We start from the raw sequence: 19,362 nt of genomic DNA, 5'->3' as shown, positions 1-19,362 counted from the left end.
TTTTACAATTTGAACTCAAAAACGTCTTGCCGCGGACTGTCAGAGATATCATGAGCGCCACTACTAGGCAAAGCAATGCCAGCGGTATCTGTAAAAGCCGCAGCATCGCCCTCATTTGCATGCCCTATTGCCTGCCCCATCACCTCGGCTACCTGAGCCTCAGGATGTTGATACAAAATATCCAGCAGCTCAATGAAGTCGCGAATCACCTCACGTGGTGTGATATGCGTGTCTGCACCTACACGCTCGTATTCTTGCTTGATAAAGTTCACCAAATCCATCTCATTAAGACGAGGCTCATACGCATAGAGTTGCGTATGGATGTCTTGAAGCTTTTCTATCAGCACCAGCATTTCTTCATGGGTCAACGGCTGTAACTGGATTACGGGCGCCATTAAATCCTTATAGACACCCGCACCATAACGACCCTCAGAGAGACGAGAACGCAAGGCTTCATAGGAATACACGCCCCGACGACGATCCTCGATAGCTTGGGGTGTACCACACATAATGATGCCCAGATAGCATGCCTTGCCTTGCAAAGTGTCGTTGTACATCGTCAGAATTTTTTCGTAGTTATACTGACGGGTAATCGAGTTTGGCACCTTATAGATATTGACTAGCTCATCTACCAGCATTAATAAGCCTGCATAGCCTGCCTGTTTGAGAAAAAACGCAAAGAGCTTGACGTATTCATACCAATCATCATCACCTACGACAATGCCTACACCCAACTCACGACGAGCTTCGGTCTTGTTGGCATATTCCCCGCGAAACCACTTAATAACCTTGCCTTTTATCTCATCGTTACCCTCTAGATACGAACGGTAATACAGCTGTAGCAGGTGAGCAAAATCAAAACCATGAACCATTTCACCCATCTGTGCTATGACGTCACTAATACGTTGCTCGATGGCAGCGGCAAAATTGGGAGCATCAGCTGGTAGACCTTCGGCAACTACTGTGCTCTGCACACCAGAAATCCAACGGTCAAGAATGAGTGTCAACGCACCACCTTCAGGGCGAGTCTTAGTGGCCATATTACGCACAAGTTCTTTATAGGTAGCAAGACCCTGACCATGACTGCCCTGCAAACGACGCTCAGGGGATAGATCGGCATCCATGACTACAAAACCCAAATCCATTGCATAATTACGAATGGTCTGCAACAAAAATGACTTACCCGAGCCATACTTGCCCACTACAAAACGAAACGATGCCCCTCCTTCGCGGATAACCTCTACATCATGGAGCAGCGCTTCGATCTCATGCTCGCGACCCACTGTGATATAGGGCAAGCCCACGCGAGGTACAACGCCACCCTTCAGCGAATTGATTACCGTATTTGCTATGCGCTTGGGTACCCTAGGCATGGAGCAACTCCCTTATATCGTCAAAATAGTCCTCATATATTTGGGGTTCATCAGAACCCGCATCAATTACCACATCACCAATAACATCCATCAACTTGTCGTTAATGGACTCAATAAGCAGTGATGCCATCAACTGATGTTCGCGCTCAAATGCATGTACAGAGTTCTGCTCAAGCAAGCAGCTAAGCAAAGCCCGTTCTTCGTCACTGAGCGTAACAGTTGTATCTGGCTCAGATACTTCCGCTGTGACTCGACAGTCCTTGCCAGCATGCTCTGACTGCCCTCTACCAGTTATATTTGGGTCGGACACTTCCGTTGTAACTGCCGCAAAATCTGAAACAAATTCAGGTTCTTCTTCCACAATTAAACGATCTCGCGTGGTATCAGCAGCAGCACGAATACCTCCCAGCTTGGAAAAATCAATATGCACCGCCCGACGTTCTGCTGCTTTCTGCTCATCCACAATTTGCTGAGTTAGTTCACGAGCTGCTTTTACGATATAGCGGGTTTTGAGGGGGCTTTCAATGGCAGGCTCAAAATTCAGCTGTTCCCGCATGGCAGCATCAATGGTTTTAAGCAATTCACCAAACTTTTTGCGGGACTTTGCCATACCCCAATAACGTTTGCGCGACCAAAAACCACCTCGGCAATATAGCTGATCAAAAGGACTAAGTTCATAGCTGCGATTTGCCCTTGCCCTTGGATCGGCAAAAACTGCATTGCGGAGCATGGGAAAGTCTCGCTCTGTACATACGCCACAGTAACTCTCCAACATACTGCGCTTGAGTGAGCGATCATGATGGGCACTCACTTTGCGTACAACCCCACAAACAACATGCCGAACTGCAGCAGGACGCGCTTTATACAAGGCAGAGCCTTCAATATGATACGAAGAAAGTCCTGTTAAAGCAGAAAAAAGCTGCTCATCACTGGTATCTGAAATTGCAGATAAAACCTGCAGAACACTATCTTCATCACGGTGAGGCAATTCTTCCAATAGCTCCTGAGGCAAATCCCAATAGATGACAAACTCGTCCATCCACTCAGTCAAATTTTTGAATAGGCGATGGTCCAAAAGATCCTTGCCATAGTCTTTACGTAATCGGCCCAGCTGTTTGTGAGCTTGCAGTGCATCATCTACACCAACACAATGCAACAACTCATAAGCACAAAGATATACAAAGGAGGTCTCCGTAGCCTGTACCTTGCCTTGGCGCCACTGGGTACGCCAAGAAAAATAACCTCTCAGCTGCTCGTTACTCATCAACTGATAGGTAGGAAAATAGCGCGAGAAATGTCCGTGGTACTCAAAATCATCTTCGTAGTCAGCCAACAACCTTGCCTGACGCCAAAAAATATATGCCTCACCGTGATGCAGCATTGCAGGGCTGTGTGCCAATGCCCTCGCTTGTGCAAGTTGTTCAGGTACGTAACTCTTAAGTTTTTTGCCTGAAAAAATGATAGGCTCATCGCGGTAGCTAACATCACTGAAGGCAGCACGACCACGCAGCCGCGCATCAATTGCATCACGCAGCGCTGCCACATCTGGACGTCCATTTACATTAGTTGAATGCTTGGTGCTTGCCATCATCCTCCCGCACTGTTTCTACCATGTCGCTTAGTTCGACATCCAGCGCCTTACAGGTACAAACGTAGTATATCTGTTGTGATATGCACGCCTTTTATCAGATCGCTCGACTCGTTAAACAGCAGATATTCATACCTACTTCACCAAAGAAAATTGAGATGTGTACTAAGGTCTGCTTCTTAAAACGATGGAGATCGACCCATAAATCCAACCTTTACTTTCACGCTCTTAAAATATATAATTAAAAGCGTAAGAGTAAGGTGATGAATATGGGTGCATCAGAAACGCTGAACAGGCTTGTCTTGGAGGGGAACGGCTATCTCATCACTTCTCAAGTCGTCGAAAGCGGTATCTCCAAGCCGACGCTTGCCGCCTACGTCCAAAAGAACAACATGGAGCGCGTTGCGCATGGGGTCTACCTCGCGGAGGACGCGTGGGAAGACACCCTCTATCAGCTTCAACTGGCAAACAAGAGAATCGTCTTCTCGCATGAGACCGCCTTGTACTTGCACGGCCTAATGGAGCGCGAGCCGAAGTCTATCTATGCGACCGTCCGAGCTGGATACAACGCGACGCACCTGCGCAAGCGCGGCGTACACGTCTTCCAGGTGCGGCTGGATACCTACGAGCTTGGCGCAACAGACATCCAAACAGCCTTCGGCAACAACGTCCGGGCATACGACAGGGATCGGACGATCTGCGATATCATCCACCAAAAGGATCACATGGACGTTCAGGTGTTCCAATATGCCATGAGGGAGTACATGACAAGCGATGGCAAGAACCTATACCACCTGATGGAATACGCCAAGAAGCTCAAAGTCGAAGATGCTGTCAGGACGTACACGGAGGTGATGCTATGATCCGCACGTCCACACAGCTGAAGGCAAAGGTGAGAAACCTCACACAGGGCAACGGCAACAAGGCACAAACCCTGATACGAAGCTACGTCATGGAGCACTTCCTTGAGAGGGTCTCCCTCTCCGAGCATCGGGACAACTTCATCCTGAAGGGTGGCATGCTCGTCGCAGCACTCGTCGGACTCGACGCTCGCGCTACGATGGACATCGACACCACAATACGCTCTGCAACCCTCTCGCAAGCCGAGGTTGCGAGAATAGCGGGTGATATCGTCGCTGTGGAGATTGATGACGGCGTGACCTCGATGCACGGGACCAGGATCTCGCGCGCGTTGTGGCTCGCGCGCACCATACGCCGGCCGCTGTTGAGCACGCCCGAGACGGACACCCTCTGGTACACCTCGTCGATGACGGATGCGTAATTCTTCGCGAATGCGATGCTGTTGGCCAAGCGTCGGCCCCCCTATTCCTTGTCCGAGTCGTCCAGGCCAGCGAGCCTGCGACAGCGTTTCAATGTCTTGCCCTCGTCGGAGCTCGTGCCCGCGTTGGGGAATCCCGTCCTGCCGCCCTGCGGATTGGCGGGTGCGTCGGCGAAGAGCCACGGCTCGGCTTCCTTGAGCGCGACCACATCGCCGCCGTAGTCATCGAGAACCGCACGTGCCGCCTTAACATTGCGCACGCCCGCAAGCTGCAACTGGAAGTCGATGCGATCCGACTCGCCCTGTGCCTTGAGCTCCGCGATTTCGCCACGCAACGCATCCGCCGCCTCGGCTGACTTCGCCGCATCGGCCACCTGCTGCTCGAGCGCAGCAATGCGTTCGTCGCGCTCGGCGATGGCCTTTTCCCAGTCCACGCTTCCTACCTGCGGCTTGTCTTGCGCCGCTTCCTCGTTCCCGAGGTCTTGCGTGCTTGTGGTTCTTCCTGCGTCTTGTTGCCATGCGTATCACCTGCCATGTCGGCCGTCCTTTCGTGACGTGGCCGACAAAAGCAATCGACCCCTTAACCTGGTATTAGGCTAAGGGGCTGTCACAAGTTGGAGTTTCGTATGGTTGCGTCCTACGACTCGGGCATCTCCAAGCCCGGACCGAGCACCAATCGTTCCGATGCAACGTTTCGAGCGGATGCCGCGCTATACCCAACCTTGATCTCATCAACAATGATTGGCCAATCATCAGTTGGCGTATAAAGCTCGTCGACCAGTTCATCGGTATCGTAGGTGACCATCCACTTGCCTCCGTATTGCTTGACGCGCGCAGCAAGCTCGCGGTGGTCGTCATCGGTGAAGCTGTTCTCGTAGAGTCCCGGGCCCTTCTGCACATAAGGCGGGTCAAGGTAGAGAAGGGAGCTCTTGCCGAACTTTGGCGCAACGCTGCTCATGAAGTCGAGCACGTCGAGGTTGTGAAGCTCGATGCAGTCAGCCTTTGCCGCAATAGACCGCGCCTTCTTACAGAGGGTCTCTTGATTGAACCGCGCGTCAATCTTGTAGGTGCCGGTCTGCTCCTTGCCACCGATGACGCCACCCTTCAAAATGCCCGAGCGGTTGGTTCGGTTGAGGAAGAACGCAGCCATGCCCAGTTCCAAGGAGGGATCGTCCGCACCCTGGTAGACCTCGCGGCAACGCTCCCACTCATCCATGTTAAGCGGCGCTGATTCAATGTAGGCGCATAGTTCGTCAGGATGGTTCACCACGGCGTCCCAAATGCTGTAGACCGCCGGGTCATAATCGTTCAGGACAATCTTCGCGACATCGCCCTTCAAGAGGAGCTTCATGGCCAAGCCCGCCCCGCCGCAGAAAGCTTCTGCATACGTGCATCCCCGCAGCTCATTGGCTTCAATGAGCGAAATCATGAAGGGATAGATTTTCGACTTTCCTCCAGGGAAGCGCAATGGCGTATAGGTAATTGGCATGCTAGCACCTCCTCCCGGTCACGGTAAATCCCAGTCACAAGTACGTATTTTAAGCGCCATCGGGCTTCTTGGCCATAGGCATTTGGTCGGCCGACGTTCTTCTCGCAACTCGGTTGTAGGCATTCGTAAACGTCTCGATGAACTGCCAGGCTAGGGATGGGTTGGCATTCGCCCACGCCTGCACGACCTTTGCATCGCTGAAGACTGATTGGTTGTCTTTGAGCCAAGCTTTGAACTTGTTCCTATCTGGGCTATAGGCCGAATACGTCGGCGTTAAGGGGCCATGCTCTTTGATTGCCTTGATTGTGTAGTCGTATGGCGCAAGATTCACCAGTACTGGATCGCCAGAATCAAGGTTCGCCAGATAGTTCCAGATGACTTCCTCGGGCCTAACATCACCAGGGAGTCGGACGATGTTTCCGCCTTCGCGTAGATAGAGGGCTGGTACCTGTTCTTTGATCTTGTCATCGGATACGTCACCGTCGAGCGCCAACACGCGATCCTTCATGTACGGGTAGTCATGGCGATAGAGCTGAAGGAGCATGTCGCAACCAAAGGTCGCTTCGATAAAATGAACTCTTGGCCAAAGAGAAGGATACAGTGCCTCGATGAGTTCACGTATGAACCAAGCGGCCTCGGCGTCTTCGCAGAAGATGCCCACTTTGGTCGATGCCACGCCCGTCGTTCGCACGAACAAATCGTTGGTCATCGTATGCCAAGAAGGATTTCTCTTCACCTCAAGCGCCATGTTTGCATCGGTAAGATAAGCAATCTCGACATCGCCCGGCTCGTCCTTGGTAACCGAGCCGATTTTGTCTGCCAAATATTCGAGCACGACGGTGCTGTGTGTGGTGAATACCACTTGGAAGTTGTTTCTCCCGGCCTCTTTTAGCAAGAGATCGACGAGCTTCCTCTGGGCTGCAGGGTGCAGTGTGGCGTCTACTTCGTCGATGAGCAGCAGTCCACCATCCCATGCGTCGCCGAGCTCACGTGCAAGCCTCTTGAACGAAAGCACACCCATGAGTATCTGACCCAGATTGTCTTGTCCAGCTGAATTAGCAGAAGGGCCGTATTCAGCAGTCTCTACGCCAGTGCCGCGTTTTCTCGATTGGGCGATATCGAAGCTGCTTACTGATTGGATCTCAGTATCCCCAATGCTGAGTATCCAGCGGTACTTTTCAATGAACCAGTCTCGATCTGAATCTGAAGCCCAGTGTTGCGACCGCCGTCTCAGCGTCTTAGCATCGGCTTCGCCAAATGGATAGAGCCTCGATAGCCCGAGATAGATAACTGGCGATTCGAGCTTCGCTTCCGTGAGTCTGCCATCCTCAGTCTCACGCTTTGGTATGACACGGAACCTAGTCCCTTTATTCTGCCATGCAGTTCTGAACACCACTGACTTCGTCTGTCCATGCTCCATGTAGTCAAGGCGCATCTTATTGCTGCCTGCAGGATCGTGCTCTGGTGACCCTGAAAATAGCTCCGCAAACTCTCCCCGGAATGACTTTCCGATGTAGGTCTTCTTCCCGCGTAGCTCCGACGAGTTCGCCAGCAAGCCCAGTATCGTGGACTTACCTGTTCCATTGTTCCCGGCCACAGCAGTGAGCTTATTGCCAATGACAATCTCGCATTCCTTGAACTGTCGAAAGTCTTCGATATACAAGCGGGTGGCTCTCATTGCCGACCACCTCCATCGGACCATAACTCTTGGATGATAAGCGCCACAAGCTCTGATTGCCTCACCAATGACGCACGTTCGACTGGTATGACGCCATGTGCCCATTTGTGGAACAGTGCATCAAAGGGAACATCGCCATCAATCCATTCGGAGGCAAGCGCCATGTAGCTCTTATCGGTGGCATCCAGCTTCTTCTTTATGGCAGGCTTGGCGACGTCCTTCATGAAGCTGTTGAAGGCATTCTGCCCTGCCTCCTTGCCTTGGGCTTCATAGTATTCGCGAGCTACGGTTTCCAACAGCAAGCGAAGGGAGAATCCGAGAATGGGCAGCAGGTGACTATAGCCACCGGGGTTGCCAAGGTATTGCTGGTCGATCCAGTCGATTGCCCTGTAAAGATCGTTCGACTTGGTTCCCTTTGGTCGCAGCACGCAACCGAACATCCCGTTGTCCCCGGCGCGACTCACCGGCTTCCTACGAACAGTTCCAGTGGCGTCGGTGTCGTTTGTCGTCTCATCATCCGGCTCAAGATTAGAAGACCCGCCTGAAGCGCCGGTTGCAGTTTCAGAAGTAGCATCTTCTTGTGGCTGCCCCAGCACGTTAATGTGTGGGCTAGAGAGGATGTTGTCATCCTCGCCGTTAGTTGCGCTCACGTGCCTGTGGTCTAGGTCAGCCGCTTGCTCTTTAACAGCTTCTGTAGGGCTGTCGCCACACCTGTCAGGCTCGGCATGCTCAAACGGCAGCCGCCCCTGCTTCGACCCCTCAGGCTCAACCCTCTGTGCAGCCTCCTCAACAAGCTGCACACGAGCTTCCTTGTTATAAATCGGGCCGACGCCTCCGTTTTTCACTTGACCGAGAACATCAAGCAGCAGCTCATCGTGCCCGCCCAAATAACGCGCATCATTTCCATCCGCACTGATGCCGAGCGCCTGCCGCACCTCTGGGGTCGAGATGAGCCTGCCAAGATTCGTTGCGGGGATAATCGCCGCTGCACGCCAAAGCTCCCCTTGGCCATAATCTTCTTTCAGGTGCTCGATGAGTGAGAGGGCACGTGCGGTCTGCTGGTTCCCGCCTTCCGAGAACCGGCTTGTCTGCACTGAATTCCATTTCACGGTGCCAACGCCACCGTTCTCGCCGCCATGGCGAAGGACAAGCAATCGACGAATCTCGTCTTCGTCGTCACACACGTAGCATTCGATGCGACGGTGTTTCTGCATCGTCTCACCGAGCTCCTTGAAATACGGAGCTAAGGTGCTGAAACCCTCAGGCACTTTATCGCTATGTAACGACAGCTTGATAGCGGTGACGCGCCGGTTGCCCTCGCGCACTCGGTAGTCGTCAGTTCCCCCTATCGGGCTCACGATGAGCAGCTCGGAAGCATTGAGTCCATGTGCAGCGATGTCGCGGGCCAGATTTAGGATCTTGTTCCCTGAAGCCAGCGACTGGTCCTCGAGAATCGAGAAGAGAGCGTCTTCCTCTGTAGAGACCGCCTCGAAGCGCGGATTCTCTCCATCTGCGATAAGGTGATCTATGTCAATAGTTCGCTGCTCTTTCATTGCTCACACAACCTATCCATCGGCCCCAGTCTCTACCTCACCCGGATCGTGACCCCCAGCGCATTAGCGTTCTCCTTGATCACGCGCTGCGTCTGCTCGTCAATCCCGTCGGGCACGCTCACATACGCCTCAAACGTAAGCTCCGCGCTCGAACCGGCGAGGTCATACAGCTGCTGCAGAATCTCCTCGACAACCGACCCAACCTGGTAGCCAGCAGTCAGCTTGTCGAGCTGCATCTGAAGCTCCACCTCGCGAGGCAGCACCTTCGGCGGCTCCACAACGCCACCGCCGCCGGAGCCAGAGTCACCCGCACCCGAGCTACCGACGTTCTCGTCGCTACCAGCACCAGCGCCGCCAGCCACGCCATCGCCGCTATGGTCAAACGCCAGCTGCTCTAGCGCCTTCTCGCGCTGCACCACAAGCCCGTCGTGCATGCTCACGATGGGACGGTCGCCCAGCACGAGCCCGAGGTACTTCCCGGCCGTCTCGTCAAACCCATCCGCATACGCGAAGTACTGCTTGCTCGTAACCGCAGCTGCGATTGACTCGCGCAGCACACCCGTGTCGGAGAAGCGACGCAGGTAACAATACCGCGCGTAATTGGTGGCGAGCTCCGCCACGTCCACATGGTCGCACCCCTGCCAGAGCATCTGCACAAGGTCGCGGTTCAAAAGGTACGGCGAGTACTCGGTGAGCACGGCCTCTTCCTTGGTGGCCCGCTCGAAGGCTCGCTTGGATATGCTCTCGTTCCCGGCAATCGCCAGGTCGTCCCACTCGATGCGGCGCAAATCTCCCGCATCCTGGGACGGCACCAGCAGGTGCCGGTACGCGCCGAGCACCAGCCGCTTCGCACGGTCGCGCGCGGTGGCCAGCTTGCGCGAGGTGTCCGTCCGCGCGGCGCGCGTGAGCTCCAGCCCTTCCGCCTCGGCATCGATGCTCGCCCAGGCAAGAGCCCGGCGCACAGCCTCCTTCGCGTCGGGCAGCTCCGACGAGCTCACCACGGCAAACAGCAGCTCGTTTCGGTTGGTGCGCAGCGCGTCACCGCGCATGGTTAGGCAGTCCTCGGCAAACGCGCGTGCGCTCGACCGCTCTATGTCCTTGCCCAAAGGTTTGCTCGGCGGCAGAATCACGAGCGCCAGCGAGTCATCGTCAGGCACCTCCACAGACGAGTTCGGGCAGATGTAGACCGAGGCGAACCCGCTCGCGCTCGACCTCTCCGCGTCGCGGACGATGCGGATCATCTCGGCTTCGATGGCCGCTGCGTCCATGCGGCTCGCGCGGTCGCGCGCCATCTTCTCCAGCGTCGGATGCGTGTCGTACCAGTAGCGCATGCCCGTGTTGTACAGGTAGCTCAGCTCGTCGCGCATCTTGTTCAGCGCGTCGTCGTACACGGTCACGCCCGTGCCGGGTATAGCCGCGCCCAGGCGCACGTCCGAGGCGTCGAGCCCGCGCAGGCTCTCGCCGCGTGCAGTCGGCGCGCTGCCCAAAAAGATCGCGCGAGCCACGCGCCGCGCCGCCCTGGGCCGCGAGAAGCGCCCGTTATTCTTGTCAATGGTGGCCGGTGCGGAGTTCGGCCCGTCCACGTCGTTGTCCACCACGGCGTTCCACGCCGGGTCGAGGTACTGGAAGATCTCCTCCAAGATGCGGCTGTCGCTGTAGTCGATGGAGCCCGACATGATCAGCGGGTCGGCGTCGTTGTTGTCCCACAGGTTGTGGATGACCGTCGCCATGAAGCGCAGGACGCCACGCGTGCGCTGGAAGTTCGCAAGCGTGCTCCAGTCTTTGTAGAGCCGGTCGAACACTTCCGGGTGGATGGGGTAGCACCGCAGCATGCGCTCGCGGTAGGCGTGGTCGCGGCACTCGATGGGGAACTTGTCCGGGTCGGCCTTGTAGTACTCCATGAAGGCGTCGACCACGGGCTCCGCAAGGCGCTCGTCGTAGTCCTTGAACAGGCGGCGCTTGACGATCTCGAAGCCCTCCTCGTTGTTGGCGGCGCGCCAGACTGTGTTCAGTCGCCCGAAGACGTGCTCCACACGCTTGAGCGCCTCCTCGCCGCCCTCGTCGCCCAGCTCGCGTGCGCTGGCGGGCAGCGACGCGATGAGCATGCAATTCTCCGTGCGCTTCACGGCCTCGGTCAGCTGCTGCATGAAGGAGAGCACGTTGGCGAAGTTGCCCGCCGGCAGGTTCTTGGAGTCGTTGCCGTAGAGGTTGCGCGCGTACACCACGAACTCGTCCATGAGCACCACGCACGGACCGATGGCGTTGAAGAAGCGCACGAGCGCGTCGGTGCCGGGAGCCACGCTCTTGCTGTCTGAGGTGCGGATGATGGAGTACGGCTCGGGGTCGCCCTTCTGCAGGCACAGCTGGTAGGCCATCTCACCCCAAAGCGTGTTCACCTTGCCCTTGAGGAAGGGCGGGTTCTTGAAGTTGGCGGGCTCTAGGTCGGTGCCCACGAGCGTGGCCACGTACACCTTGTCGGGCAGGCTCGGCACGCGCGCCTGCTCCATCACTTCGGCGATGCCGGGCAGCTCCTTGGCGATTTTTGAGTTGCGCATCAGGTGATACACGGCCAGCATGCTGTGTGTCTTACCACCGCCGAACGCGGTCTTCAGCTCCACCACGGGGTCGCCGTCATCGTCGTCGGTCACGCTCACGCGCTTGAGCGCCGTTATGAGCAACGACCGCATGCCTTCGGTGATGTAGGTACGGCTGAAGAACTCCTTGGGGTCCTGGTACTCGAAGCGTGCGTCACCCTTGGCGACGGTCGCCAAGTCGAGCGCGAACTCGGCCGTCTTGAACCGCCCTCGTGCGACGTCGTCCTTCGGGGCGACGACAGACCGCCACGGGCGAAGCGGTTCGGTACCGCCTGTGGCAAAAACAGGCGATACCGCAGCGCGTTGCGTGTCCGCGGGAGCGGCCTGCGCCACGGTCACCTGGTCGCGCGATACGAGCTGGCGGTACAGGTCGCGAATGGCCGTTGCGGTCTCGGGGTCGATCTGCTCCATGAGGCGCGCCATGGTGTCGAGCGCCCGCGCGGTGTCCTCGTCCGAGAAGCCGTCGCCGGTGTTGTGAGCCCAGGCGTTCCTCGTGTCGATGAGCTCGCGGCACCACGTCTGGCTGCGCCGGTCGAGCACCGCGATGAAGACGTCCTTCCACGACTGGATGATGAGGCGGAACATGAGAAGCACGTCGAGCGAGTCGATGCACTTCATGTCGTTCGACTCCGTTGCGGGCGCGACGTCACGCCGCTGGTCCTCGTAGAGGTGCCCGTGCACGCCGTCGCGCCACCACTCGTCGTGGTAGCGGCGGATCATCTCGCGCATCTCGAACATGCCGAGCGGATCGCGCATCGCATCGAAGGCGCTGCCGATGAGGGTGTTGTTGTTGGCCTTTATCTCCACGGTTCTTGCGCCTCCTATGCGTTGAAGTCGAGCTGGAACTGGACGGGCTTGGCCCGCTTGTACTCTTCGGCACGCTCCGAGATGTCCGTCCACGAAGTGACGAGCCCGTTGAAGACGGTCGCGTCCTCCGTCCTGCCGCTGCGTTCTGCCGCCTGGAAGAGTACATAGGCGAGGGACTTGGCGCGGTCTGCCTTGCCCATGTTGAGCTCGGATACGAACTTCGCAGCGGCGTCGATGCCGCCGATCTCGAGCGCAGTGATCGCGGTCATCAGGTCCGACCACACGGAGTTGAACAGCCGCGTCTGCCCAGGTGCCTCCGCCTTGGCCGGGTTCACGAGCCACGTCTTGCCGCCGTCGTTCACGAGCACGCCGGAATGCACGAGCTCGTTGAAGTTGGCGCTGCGGGCATTACGCAGGGTCTCGGCAGTGCCAAAGTCTCCCTTGGTGAAGCCGAACTGCTCGTACCAGGTGATGCAGAAGCGCGTCTCGTTGTCGAACGACTCGCCGCTCTCGCCCATGAGGGCGTCGAGCTGCTCGTTGATGATGCCAAGGGCTGTGTGCACGCTCATCGGCGTGCCGTCCGATTCGAGCACCTGCGCGTACTTGGAGAAGGCCGCCATGCCCGGGCCGATGGAGGCTTGCGCCATGTCGACAGGAGCGATGGAGCCATTCTGCAGGTCTTCGACGCCCCTGCGGAGCATGCGGCGCAACTCGCGCTGGAACTCGGGACGTATGGCGATGGGTGCGCCCTCTTCGCGCTTGCGGCAGACGAGGACGATGGAGGATGCAAGCGCATTTGTACCAGAGGCTATTGTACGATTTGACATTTCGGTTCGCATCGGCCACGTGCCCGTGATCTGAAGAGCTGAGTCCATTAAGGCCTGCAGCATTGTCTCCCAACCAGACGATGACCTTCCGTCATCGATTGACTCCGACTGTTTATATGCGTAATAGACGGTTAGAGGGTATTCGGGAGAAAGTGCTTTTGCCAACCTTGTAAAAGTCTCTCGCATGCCATTCTCGAAAAATTGCTTGGCCTCTGCTGCTCCTCCTGCAAACCGGTAAGGCGTAGCAATAAGCTCTTCAGCTTTAGGTGCCAGCATGGTAGCAAAAGTGTCCGGATATATATCCCTCACACTTCGCCTTAGCCATACATAGAAATAGTCAGATAAATCAGAGTATCCAATATTGTCGTAATAAGGCGGATCGGTTGATATTAGCAACCCTGAAAGACCATCGGTTTGGGCCGCATCTCTTTGAGTTGCATCGCATTGAGGTTTTGCTGGCAGCGTCAATAGAGCATCCGCAACTTGCCCAGACATGCTAGAAAACGATCCCGTAGATTCGGACAAGGGATTGCATTCAGCAAAATCCCATGCCATGGGTATAGCCTGCCTTGCAAAAACATTACGCAGCGTCTCTCGGGAAGAATCCATAGTACAAATGGATGAGCAGCGGTCGGCTAGTTTATCGACCGAAAACGCCAGGTACACAGCTATGGCTTCAGCGTATGCCTTTGCGCCCGCACCACCTTCTCCGAGCCCCAATCCATCATTCTGCATGCCGGCGCTCAAGGCATCTCTTTCGATAGTCGGTCCCAGTTCCTTGATCAAGTCAGAAATAGTTACGAGCGCAGTAAGCTGCCTATTTGTAAACAACTGTTCGAAGTTGGTAAGCCCGTAAACGCCAACGTTTGCCCTTGCTTTTCCCTGTGCTTCACCATGGGGGATTGAAGCTGACTTCTTAATGGAAGTCGGTAGTTGCAGGTTTAATGCATCAGGAATTGAATACCATCGTCCCCTACCAAATGGACTCTCGGACACTATCGCCATCAGTCGCGTTCCAAGTCCATGCTCACGGCTTTCTGCGCGGATATATTCAAGCGACAGTGGACCTCCACAGTGCAGGCATCTGCCGCCCTTGCGACCAACGGTTTCGTTTTCGACATGGGCAAAATCAGTCCAGCCGTTGCCCTCAAAACGAACCTGATAGTCGATGTCACCATCGTGGACGATGGGATCGATGTAGGCGCGATGCCCCTTCTTCTTGGACAGCCAGAAGGAACGGATGAGAGGCGTCTCGCAGCGGCATGCGGGGTTAGGGCAGGTCACGGTACGCGCCCATATGTAGGCGATGGGCGTCGCGGTGCGCTTGGTGCCGCCGGAGCTCACCTCGATGTCGGGGTAGTTCTGGCCGATGCGCTCCTTGGCCATCTCGCGCATCATGTTAGCGTAGTAGCGCACGTCCTCGGCAAGTCCGGTGGCCCTAGGCCAATCGACCTGCTGGTTCATGCTTGCGCCGGGATGCACCGGCTTCTGTCCGCAGAAACGTGCCGGTATGTCGATCATCGCGCGGTTGAGCGTGACGGGAATGGGATTCAGGTCTGCCGCGTGGCTCACGAGGCCGAGGCGCTGCGCCTCCAGCGGGAGCGCCCCTCCGCCCGCAAATGGGTCGAGGAACTCGGGCAGCTTGCCATCGGGTGCGTACTTCACCATCTCGACGTAGGCGTCGGCGTAGAGCTTCTCGTCGCCAATGTTGTCCCAGTCCGCCAGCCTGCGGATCATGTCGTGCAACCGTTCGCGCTCGGCGTTCTGCTCCTCCTCGGTGGCAAACAGTTCTGGGTGCTCGGACGGGTCGTCCACCATGCTCGCGAAGATGACGCAGCGCGCGGCGGCGAGGGGACGCCGCGCCCACCACAGGTGCAGCGTGGACGGGTGCCCCTTGCGTATCGACTTCTCGCGCACGGCCTGCGCGTTGATCTCGTCCAGCGGAATCGAGGTCTCTATCAGCTTCTTCTTGTACATGTCCCGTCCTTGATGTCGTACGTTATGGTCTCATCGGCGCGTTTGATGAGCTCCGCGATCTTCATCGGGTAGCAGTCGAGCGCCTGGTTGTAGTCGTCGTGTATGGAGCCGTAGAGGTAGGTGGTCTCGATTGCGTCACCGTGCGGGCGCGTTATGGCCAAGACGAAACGCTCGCGGTTGCCGGCGGCCTTCAGCACCTCGTTGGCGGAAAGCGTCACGGTATCGGCGTCCTCGTGCACGCCCTTAGACTCGATGAAGAGCAGGTCCTCGGTCCCGTCCTCGGGGTTCGTCACGCGCGACTCCACGTCCCAGCCCACGTTCTCGCGGCTCACGTCGTAGGGCACGTGCCCCAGGTGCCGCTCGATTGCCATCACGGCGTTCATGCCGCGCAGCTCTGAAGCCTTCTTGGCCTCGAGGTCCTTAACCTCCTGCTCGCCGGCGTCGGTGCTGAAGAAGCTCTTCGGCAAGACGATGGCGCAGCCCACCAGCTGCAGCGGCTTCGGGCGGATGCTGCGCTGGCTTGCAATCTCGGTAAGGCGCACGTCCTTGCGGCGCATGAGCTCATTCACGTCGCGCTTGCGGTTGCGCGCCACGATGGCGGACCTCTCGTCGCCCTCCTGCACCTTGAGCGCCCACAGCTGCGCCTCGCGGCTCGCGCGCACGATAGCGTGGTCCAGGCGCTTCTCCACGGCTGCGGCGATGCGGTCGAGCGCGGCGTTGCACTCGGCCACGATCTGGGCCACGTCGGCGCTCACGAGCCGATCCATGACCTCGGACTCGGCTGCCTTCTCCATGTCGTCCGCGCTGCCGATGCAGTCCCAGGCAAGGTCCTCGTCATAGGCGGCCATCTCCTCGGCCGTCGGCGGGCGGTAGTCGATGTAGGGTGCCTGCCGGTAGATGGACGGGCCGCCTCCGCCTTCCACCTCCACGTAGTAGAGGCGGCGCTGCACGTCGCGTCCCTCGCCGTCGCAGATAGAAAGCGAGTACGCCATCATCAGCCTCGGCATGGTCGTGCGGTTGGCGTCGTCAACGAGGATTGTGCCGGCCGAGAGCGTGTCCATGTGCTTGGCAAGCGTCTCCTCCACGGCGGCATCGAGCAGCGGATGCCCCACGCACACGAGGTCGGTCCTGCCCGGGTCCGCCACCGACTCCTTGTCGAAGGCGAGCGACTCGTAGCTCGTAGCGAGCGGCCTGCGTGCACCGTTCGAACTCTTCACCGCCAACGCCAGCGGTACTTTCCGGATGCGCCACGTGCCGTCACCCTTGGCGATGAGCCGCCCACCCAGGTCCGCGAGCGCCCGCTGGAAGAAGCTCCTGATGTAGTGTGGCTGCAGGCGCATAGCGTTGGCGCGCTCGATGTCGGTGCGCACGCGCGTCACGTCATCCAGGCTCAGCGTGTCCGTGGCGAGCACATCGCGTGCCATGATGGCCTCGAGGTGCTTGCGGTCGAGTGCCGAGTCGATGACCGTGTCCAGGTACGCCTGCCGCTCGGGCGTCTGGTCAGCGCGCACCGCCTCCAAAAGCAAATCGGCCAGGCTCTTGTCGTCGTAGGTCACCTGGCCCAGGATGTCGAACACTTTGCCCTTGAGCGTGGCCTTCTCCTGGTCGAGCTTGTTGAAGAGCCGCTTCCACACTTCGCCCTCGCGGGTGCCGTCAGCGATGAGGTTGTACATGAGGCAGGTATGACGCTGCCCGATACGGTGGATGCGCCCGAAACGCTGCTCGATGCGGTTCGGATTCCACGGCAAATCGTAGTTGATCATCAGATGCGCCACCTGGAGGTTGATGCCCTCGCCGGCGGCATCGGTCGCGATGAGCACGCTCACGGTGCTGTCCTGCTTGAAGTCCGCCTCCACTTGGCGGCGCTGGTCACGGTTCATGCCGCCGCGAATGGTGCGCAGGCGCTGGTGGCTCCCAAGGTAGTCGGTGAGACGCGCCTCGAGGTATTCGAGCGTGTCCGTGTACTCGGTGAAGATGATGAGCTTCTCACGGTTTCCGTCAGGGCCGCGTATCGCATCGCTTTCGAGCAGGTCCAGAAGCGAGAGCCACTTGCGGTCCTCGCGCAGGTCGAGCACGCGCCGCGCCTCCGATTCGAGCGCGTCAAGCTCGATGAGCTCGGCCTCCAGCTCCTCCAAGGTCTCGGCCGCAGTGGCGGTGTCGAGCACGATGAGCCCCTCGGGCGTGTCCTGCTCGTAGTCGCGGTCGTCGGCGTCCCACTCGTCCCACGCCCAGCCCTCCTGGTCGGGGACGGCTGCGCTCTTCATCGTGTAGGTGCCGTGCTCGCGCACCTCGACGGCACGCTCCTCAAGCCGCTTGTGGCGGCGCGAGAGCGAACGGTACGCGGCAAGCGGCGAAGAAGCCAAGCGGCGTTGCAGCGAGGTCATGGCGAAGCCGACGGCGTTGCGCTTGTCCTTGCTCACGATGCGCTCGGCGCGGTTGAAGCCCTCGCGCACGTAGGCGGTCACGTTCTCGTAGAGCGCCTGCTCGGCGGCAGACATCTCCACCTGCATCGTATTGGCTTCGCGTATCGGGAAGAGGGGCTTGCCCTCGAAGGTGAGAAGCTCCTCCTTCTGCAGGCGGCGCATGAGATTCGTCAGGTCCACCGGCGTGCCATCGCGAGCACCGCCCTCAAAGAGGTCGCGGTCCAGAAGCTTCATGAACTCCTGGAAGTCGCCCTCCTTGCCGTTGTGTGGCGTGGCGGTCAGGAGCAGGAGGTTCCGCGTGCGTGCCGAGAGCAGCTCACCCAGGTGGTACCTGCGCGTGTAACCGACCTTGCGTCCGTTCACGTGGGCGGCCATCTTATGCGCCTCGTCCACGATGACGAGGTCCCAGGACGACTCCACGAGCATCGCCTGAAGGCGCTCATCCCGCGCCAGCTTGTCCACGGAGGCCACGAGCAGCGGAATGTCGTTGAAGGGGTTGCCCGACTTGGTCGAGTCGATGACGTCGTTGGTGAGCATGCGGAACTCGAGCCCGAACTTCGGGCCGAGCTCGTCTTCCACCCACTGCTGAACGAGCCCGCCCGGGCACACGATGAGGCACCGCTCCACCTCGCCGCGAATCATCAGCTCCTTGATGAGAAGCCCAGCCATGATGGTCTTGCCTGCACCAGGGTCGTCAGCCAGAAGGAATCGGAGCGGCTGCCGAGGCATCATGTCCTCGTAGACGGCCGTTATCTGGTGAGGAAGAGGCTCGATGATGGAGGTGTGCATGGCAAGCCGCGTGTCGAACACGTACGAGTACTTGATGCGCAGCGCCTCGGCCGCCAAGAGGAAGCCGTTCGGGTCGCCGTCGAATTGGCGACGGTCTCCGCCCTCGCGTATTTGCAGCTTGATAAGATCGTCAGGGAAGAGAATGGCCGAGTCGTACGAGCCGTCTATCTTCTGGAAGACAAGGTTTACGGCACCTCCGACGGGATTGGCGGCCACGACCTCAACGTCTTGCCCGGGCAGAACGCCTGTGACGTGAACGCCGGGCTTGAGGTCGACGATTAGCACCACATACTCCTTGTCATAAATGCGACAGCAATAGCCGTAGATTTTACAAGATTTCACAGCGAATCCACGCCTCGTTGGCCACGAGCAGGCTAATCAGTAGCAAAAATGTGTATTCCGTAACATATAAGTCCCCAAGTGTCGAAAGACTCTTGACGGAATACAAAAAATGCCGTGTACGTTGCGTCGGCTGCCGCAAAGCGACATCGTGCTTGCAACGTTAGATTATTTTGCCGCCATTCCTGGCTGCTGGCCTAGCCGCGCGCTGCCGACCTCGGGTTGTCCGCAGACCGGCCGCCCGCAAACCCATCCGCACCAGATCAACATGGAGCTGCTAACCAGCTCCTGACAGCCTCACACGCGGCCATATCCGGCTCCAGAGCGAGCGGGGGCTGAGCGAGTCGGCCATCGCAGCTGAGCTCGGCATCCCGCGCACCACGCTACACTCGCGCCTCGCCAAGCTGCGCGAGCAGCTAAAGCCCGAGTTCCCCAACATCCTCTAACCTCGCTGTTCCGGCTGCCCTCGGGTGGCCGGAACTTTCTCCTCCGTTTTTCGTCAATAGTCACATGTACCAAAGATGAGCGAAAAAGCTTAGAAATTCTTCAGGGGGTAATAGGTGAGGCGACAGCGCCTAGAAGGAAGCTTGCAAGGATGAAGAGTGAATTTGAAAAGTCGCGCACAATAACCCAAGCATTGCACGGG

The 19,362-nt window shown here is 57.9% G+C and carries 12 protein-coding genes; 3 read left to right on the top strand and 9 right to left on the bottom strand.

Annotated elements, in window-relative coordinates; genetic code table 11:
- Nucleotides 1–2: 2 nt before the first annotated feature.
- Nucleotides 3–1,373 carry an ATP-binding protein gene (locus tag ACO5JD_RS04705; protein ID WP_484988017.1) on the bottom strand — a complete coding sequence of 457 codons (1,371 nt, stop codon included), beginning with the start codon at nucleotides 1,371–1,373 and terminating at the stop codon, nucleotides 3–5.
- A complete protein-coding gene (locus ACO5JD_RS04700; protein ID WP_484988015.1) occupies nucleotides 1,366–2,961 on the bottom strand; it encodes a TerB N-terminal domain-containing protein in 1,596 nt (531 codons plus the stop codon). The genes ACO5JD_RS04705 and ACO5JD_RS04700 overlap by 8 nt, the downstream gene beginning before the upstream one ends.
- 269 nt (nucleotides 2,962–3,230) lie before the next feature.
- Between ACO5JD_RS04700 and ACO5JD_RS04695 the strand changes: the two genes are divergently transcribed.
- On the top strand, nucleotides 3,231–3,824 hold the full coding sequence (locus ACO5JD_RS04695) for a type IV toxin-antitoxin system AbiEi family antitoxin domain-containing protein (protein ID WP_484988013.1): 594 nt from the start codon (nucleotides 3,231–3,233) through the stop codon (nucleotides 3,822–3,824).
- Entirely contained in the window at nucleotides 3,821–4,243 is a 423-nt protein-coding gene (locus ACO5JD_RS04690) for a nucleotidyl transferase AbiEii/AbiGii toxin family protein (protein ID WP_484988011.1), read from the top strand. Before ACO5JD_RS04695 ends, ACO5JD_RS04690 begins: the two co-directional genes overlap by 4 nt.
- Before the next feature lie 41 nt (nucleotides 4,244–4,284).
- On the opposite strand, the gene ACO5JD_RS04685 is transcribed toward ACO5JD_RS04690, so the two are convergent.
- From ACO5JD_RS04685 to ACO5JD_RS04655, 7 genes are all read right to left on the bottom strand, one after another.
- Nucleotides 4,285–4,674, bottom strand: coding sequence for a hypothetical protein (locus ACO5JD_RS04685; RefSeq protein WP_484988009.1), 390 nt, complete (start codon nucleotides 4,672–4,674; stop codon nucleotides 4,285–4,287).
- A 203-nt stretch (nucleotides 4,675–4,877) separates the two neighbouring features.
- A complete protein-coding gene (locus ACO5JD_RS04680; protein WP_484988007.1) occupies nucleotides 4,878–5,729 on the bottom strand; it encodes a DNA adenine methylase in 852 nt (283 codons plus the stop codon).
- A 49-nt stretch (nucleotides 5,730–5,778) separates the two neighbouring features.
- Nucleotides 5,779–7,407, bottom strand: a complete 1,629-nt coding sequence (locus ACO5JD_RS04675) for an ATP-dependent nuclease (RefSeq protein ID WP_484988005.1) — start codon at nucleotides 7,405–7,407, stop codon at nucleotides 5,779–5,781.
- Complete coding sequence (locus ACO5JD_RS04670; RefSeq protein ID WP_484988003.1) at nucleotides 7,404–8,960, bottom strand: hypothetical protein; 1,557 nt, start codon at nucleotides 8,958–8,960, stop codon at nucleotides 7,404–7,406. The genes ACO5JD_RS04675 and ACO5JD_RS04670 overlap by 4 nt, the downstream gene beginning before the upstream one ends.
- A 32-nt stretch (nucleotides 8,961–8,992) precedes the next feature.
- Nucleotides 8,993–12,361, bottom strand: coding sequence for a DUF499 domain-containing protein (locus ACO5JD_RS04665; protein WP_484988001.1), 3,369 nt, complete (start codon nucleotides 12,359–12,361; stop codon nucleotides 8,993–8,995).
- 14 nt (nucleotides 12,362–12,375) lie between these two features.
- Nucleotides 12,376–15,165 carry a DUF1156 domain-containing protein gene (locus ACO5JD_RS04660; RefSeq protein ID WP_484987999.1) on the bottom strand — a complete coding sequence of 930 codons (2,790 nt, stop codon included), beginning with the start codon at nucleotides 15,163–15,165 and terminating at the stop codon, nucleotides 12,376–12,378.
- On the bottom strand, nucleotides 15,147–18,662 hold the full coding sequence (locus tag ACO5JD_RS04655; RefSeq protein ID WP_484987997.1) for a helicase-related protein: 3,516 nt from the start codon (nucleotides 18,660–18,662) through the stop codon (nucleotides 15,147–15,149). Before ACO5JD_RS04655 ends, ACO5JD_RS04660 begins: the two co-directional genes overlap by 19 nt.
- A 365-nt stretch (nucleotides 18,663–19,027) precedes the next feature.
- Between ACO5JD_RS04655 and ACO5JD_RS04650 the strand changes: the two genes are divergently transcribed.
- Nucleotides 19,028–19,162, top strand: coding sequence for a winged helix-turn-helix transcriptional regulator (locus ACO5JD_RS04650; RefSeq protein ID WP_484988080.1), 135 nt, complete (start codon nucleotides 19,028–19,030; stop codon nucleotides 19,160–19,162).
- Nucleotides 19,163–19,362: the final 200 nt, after the last annotated feature.

This window comes from Olegusella sp. (genome assembly GCF_057238325.1).
This window is presented reverse-complemented; position numbering and strand designations above follow the sequence as displayed.

Bases quoted from the DNA above. Each gene is read 5' to 3' on its own strand.
- ACO5JD_RS04700 (WP_484988015.1), bottom strand. From the start codon at position 2,961: ATGGCAAGCACCAAGCATTCAACTAATGTAAATGGACGTCCAGATGTG.
- ACO5JD_RS04690 (WP_484988011.1), top strand. From the start codon at position 3,821: ATGATCCGCACGTCCACACAGCTGAAGGCAAAGGTGAGAAACCTCACA.
- ACO5JD_RS04675 (WP_484988005.1), bottom strand. From the start codon at position 7,407: ATGAGAGCCACCCGCTTGTATATCGAAGACTTTCGACAGTTCAAGGAA.
- ACO5JD_RS04670 (WP_484988003.1), bottom strand. From the start codon at position 8,960: ATGAAAGAGCAGCGAACTATTGACATAGATCACCTTATCGCAGATGGA.
- ACO5JD_RS04660 (WP_484987999.1), bottom strand. From the start codon at position 15,165: ATGTACAAGAAGAAGCTGATAGAGACCTCGATTCCGCTGGACGAGATC.
- ACO5JD_RS04695 (WP_484988013.1), top strand. From the start codon at position 3,231: ATGGGTGCATCAGAAACGCTGAACAGGCTTGTCTTGGAGGGGAACGGC.
- ACO5JD_RS04705 (WP_484988017.1), bottom strand. From the start codon at position 1,373: ATGCCTAGGGTACCCAAGCGCATAGCAAATACGGTAATCAATTCGCTG.
- ACO5JD_RS04680 (WP_484988007.1), bottom strand. From the start codon at position 5,729: ATGCCAATTACCTATACGCCATTGCGCTTCCCTGGAGGAAAGTCGAAA.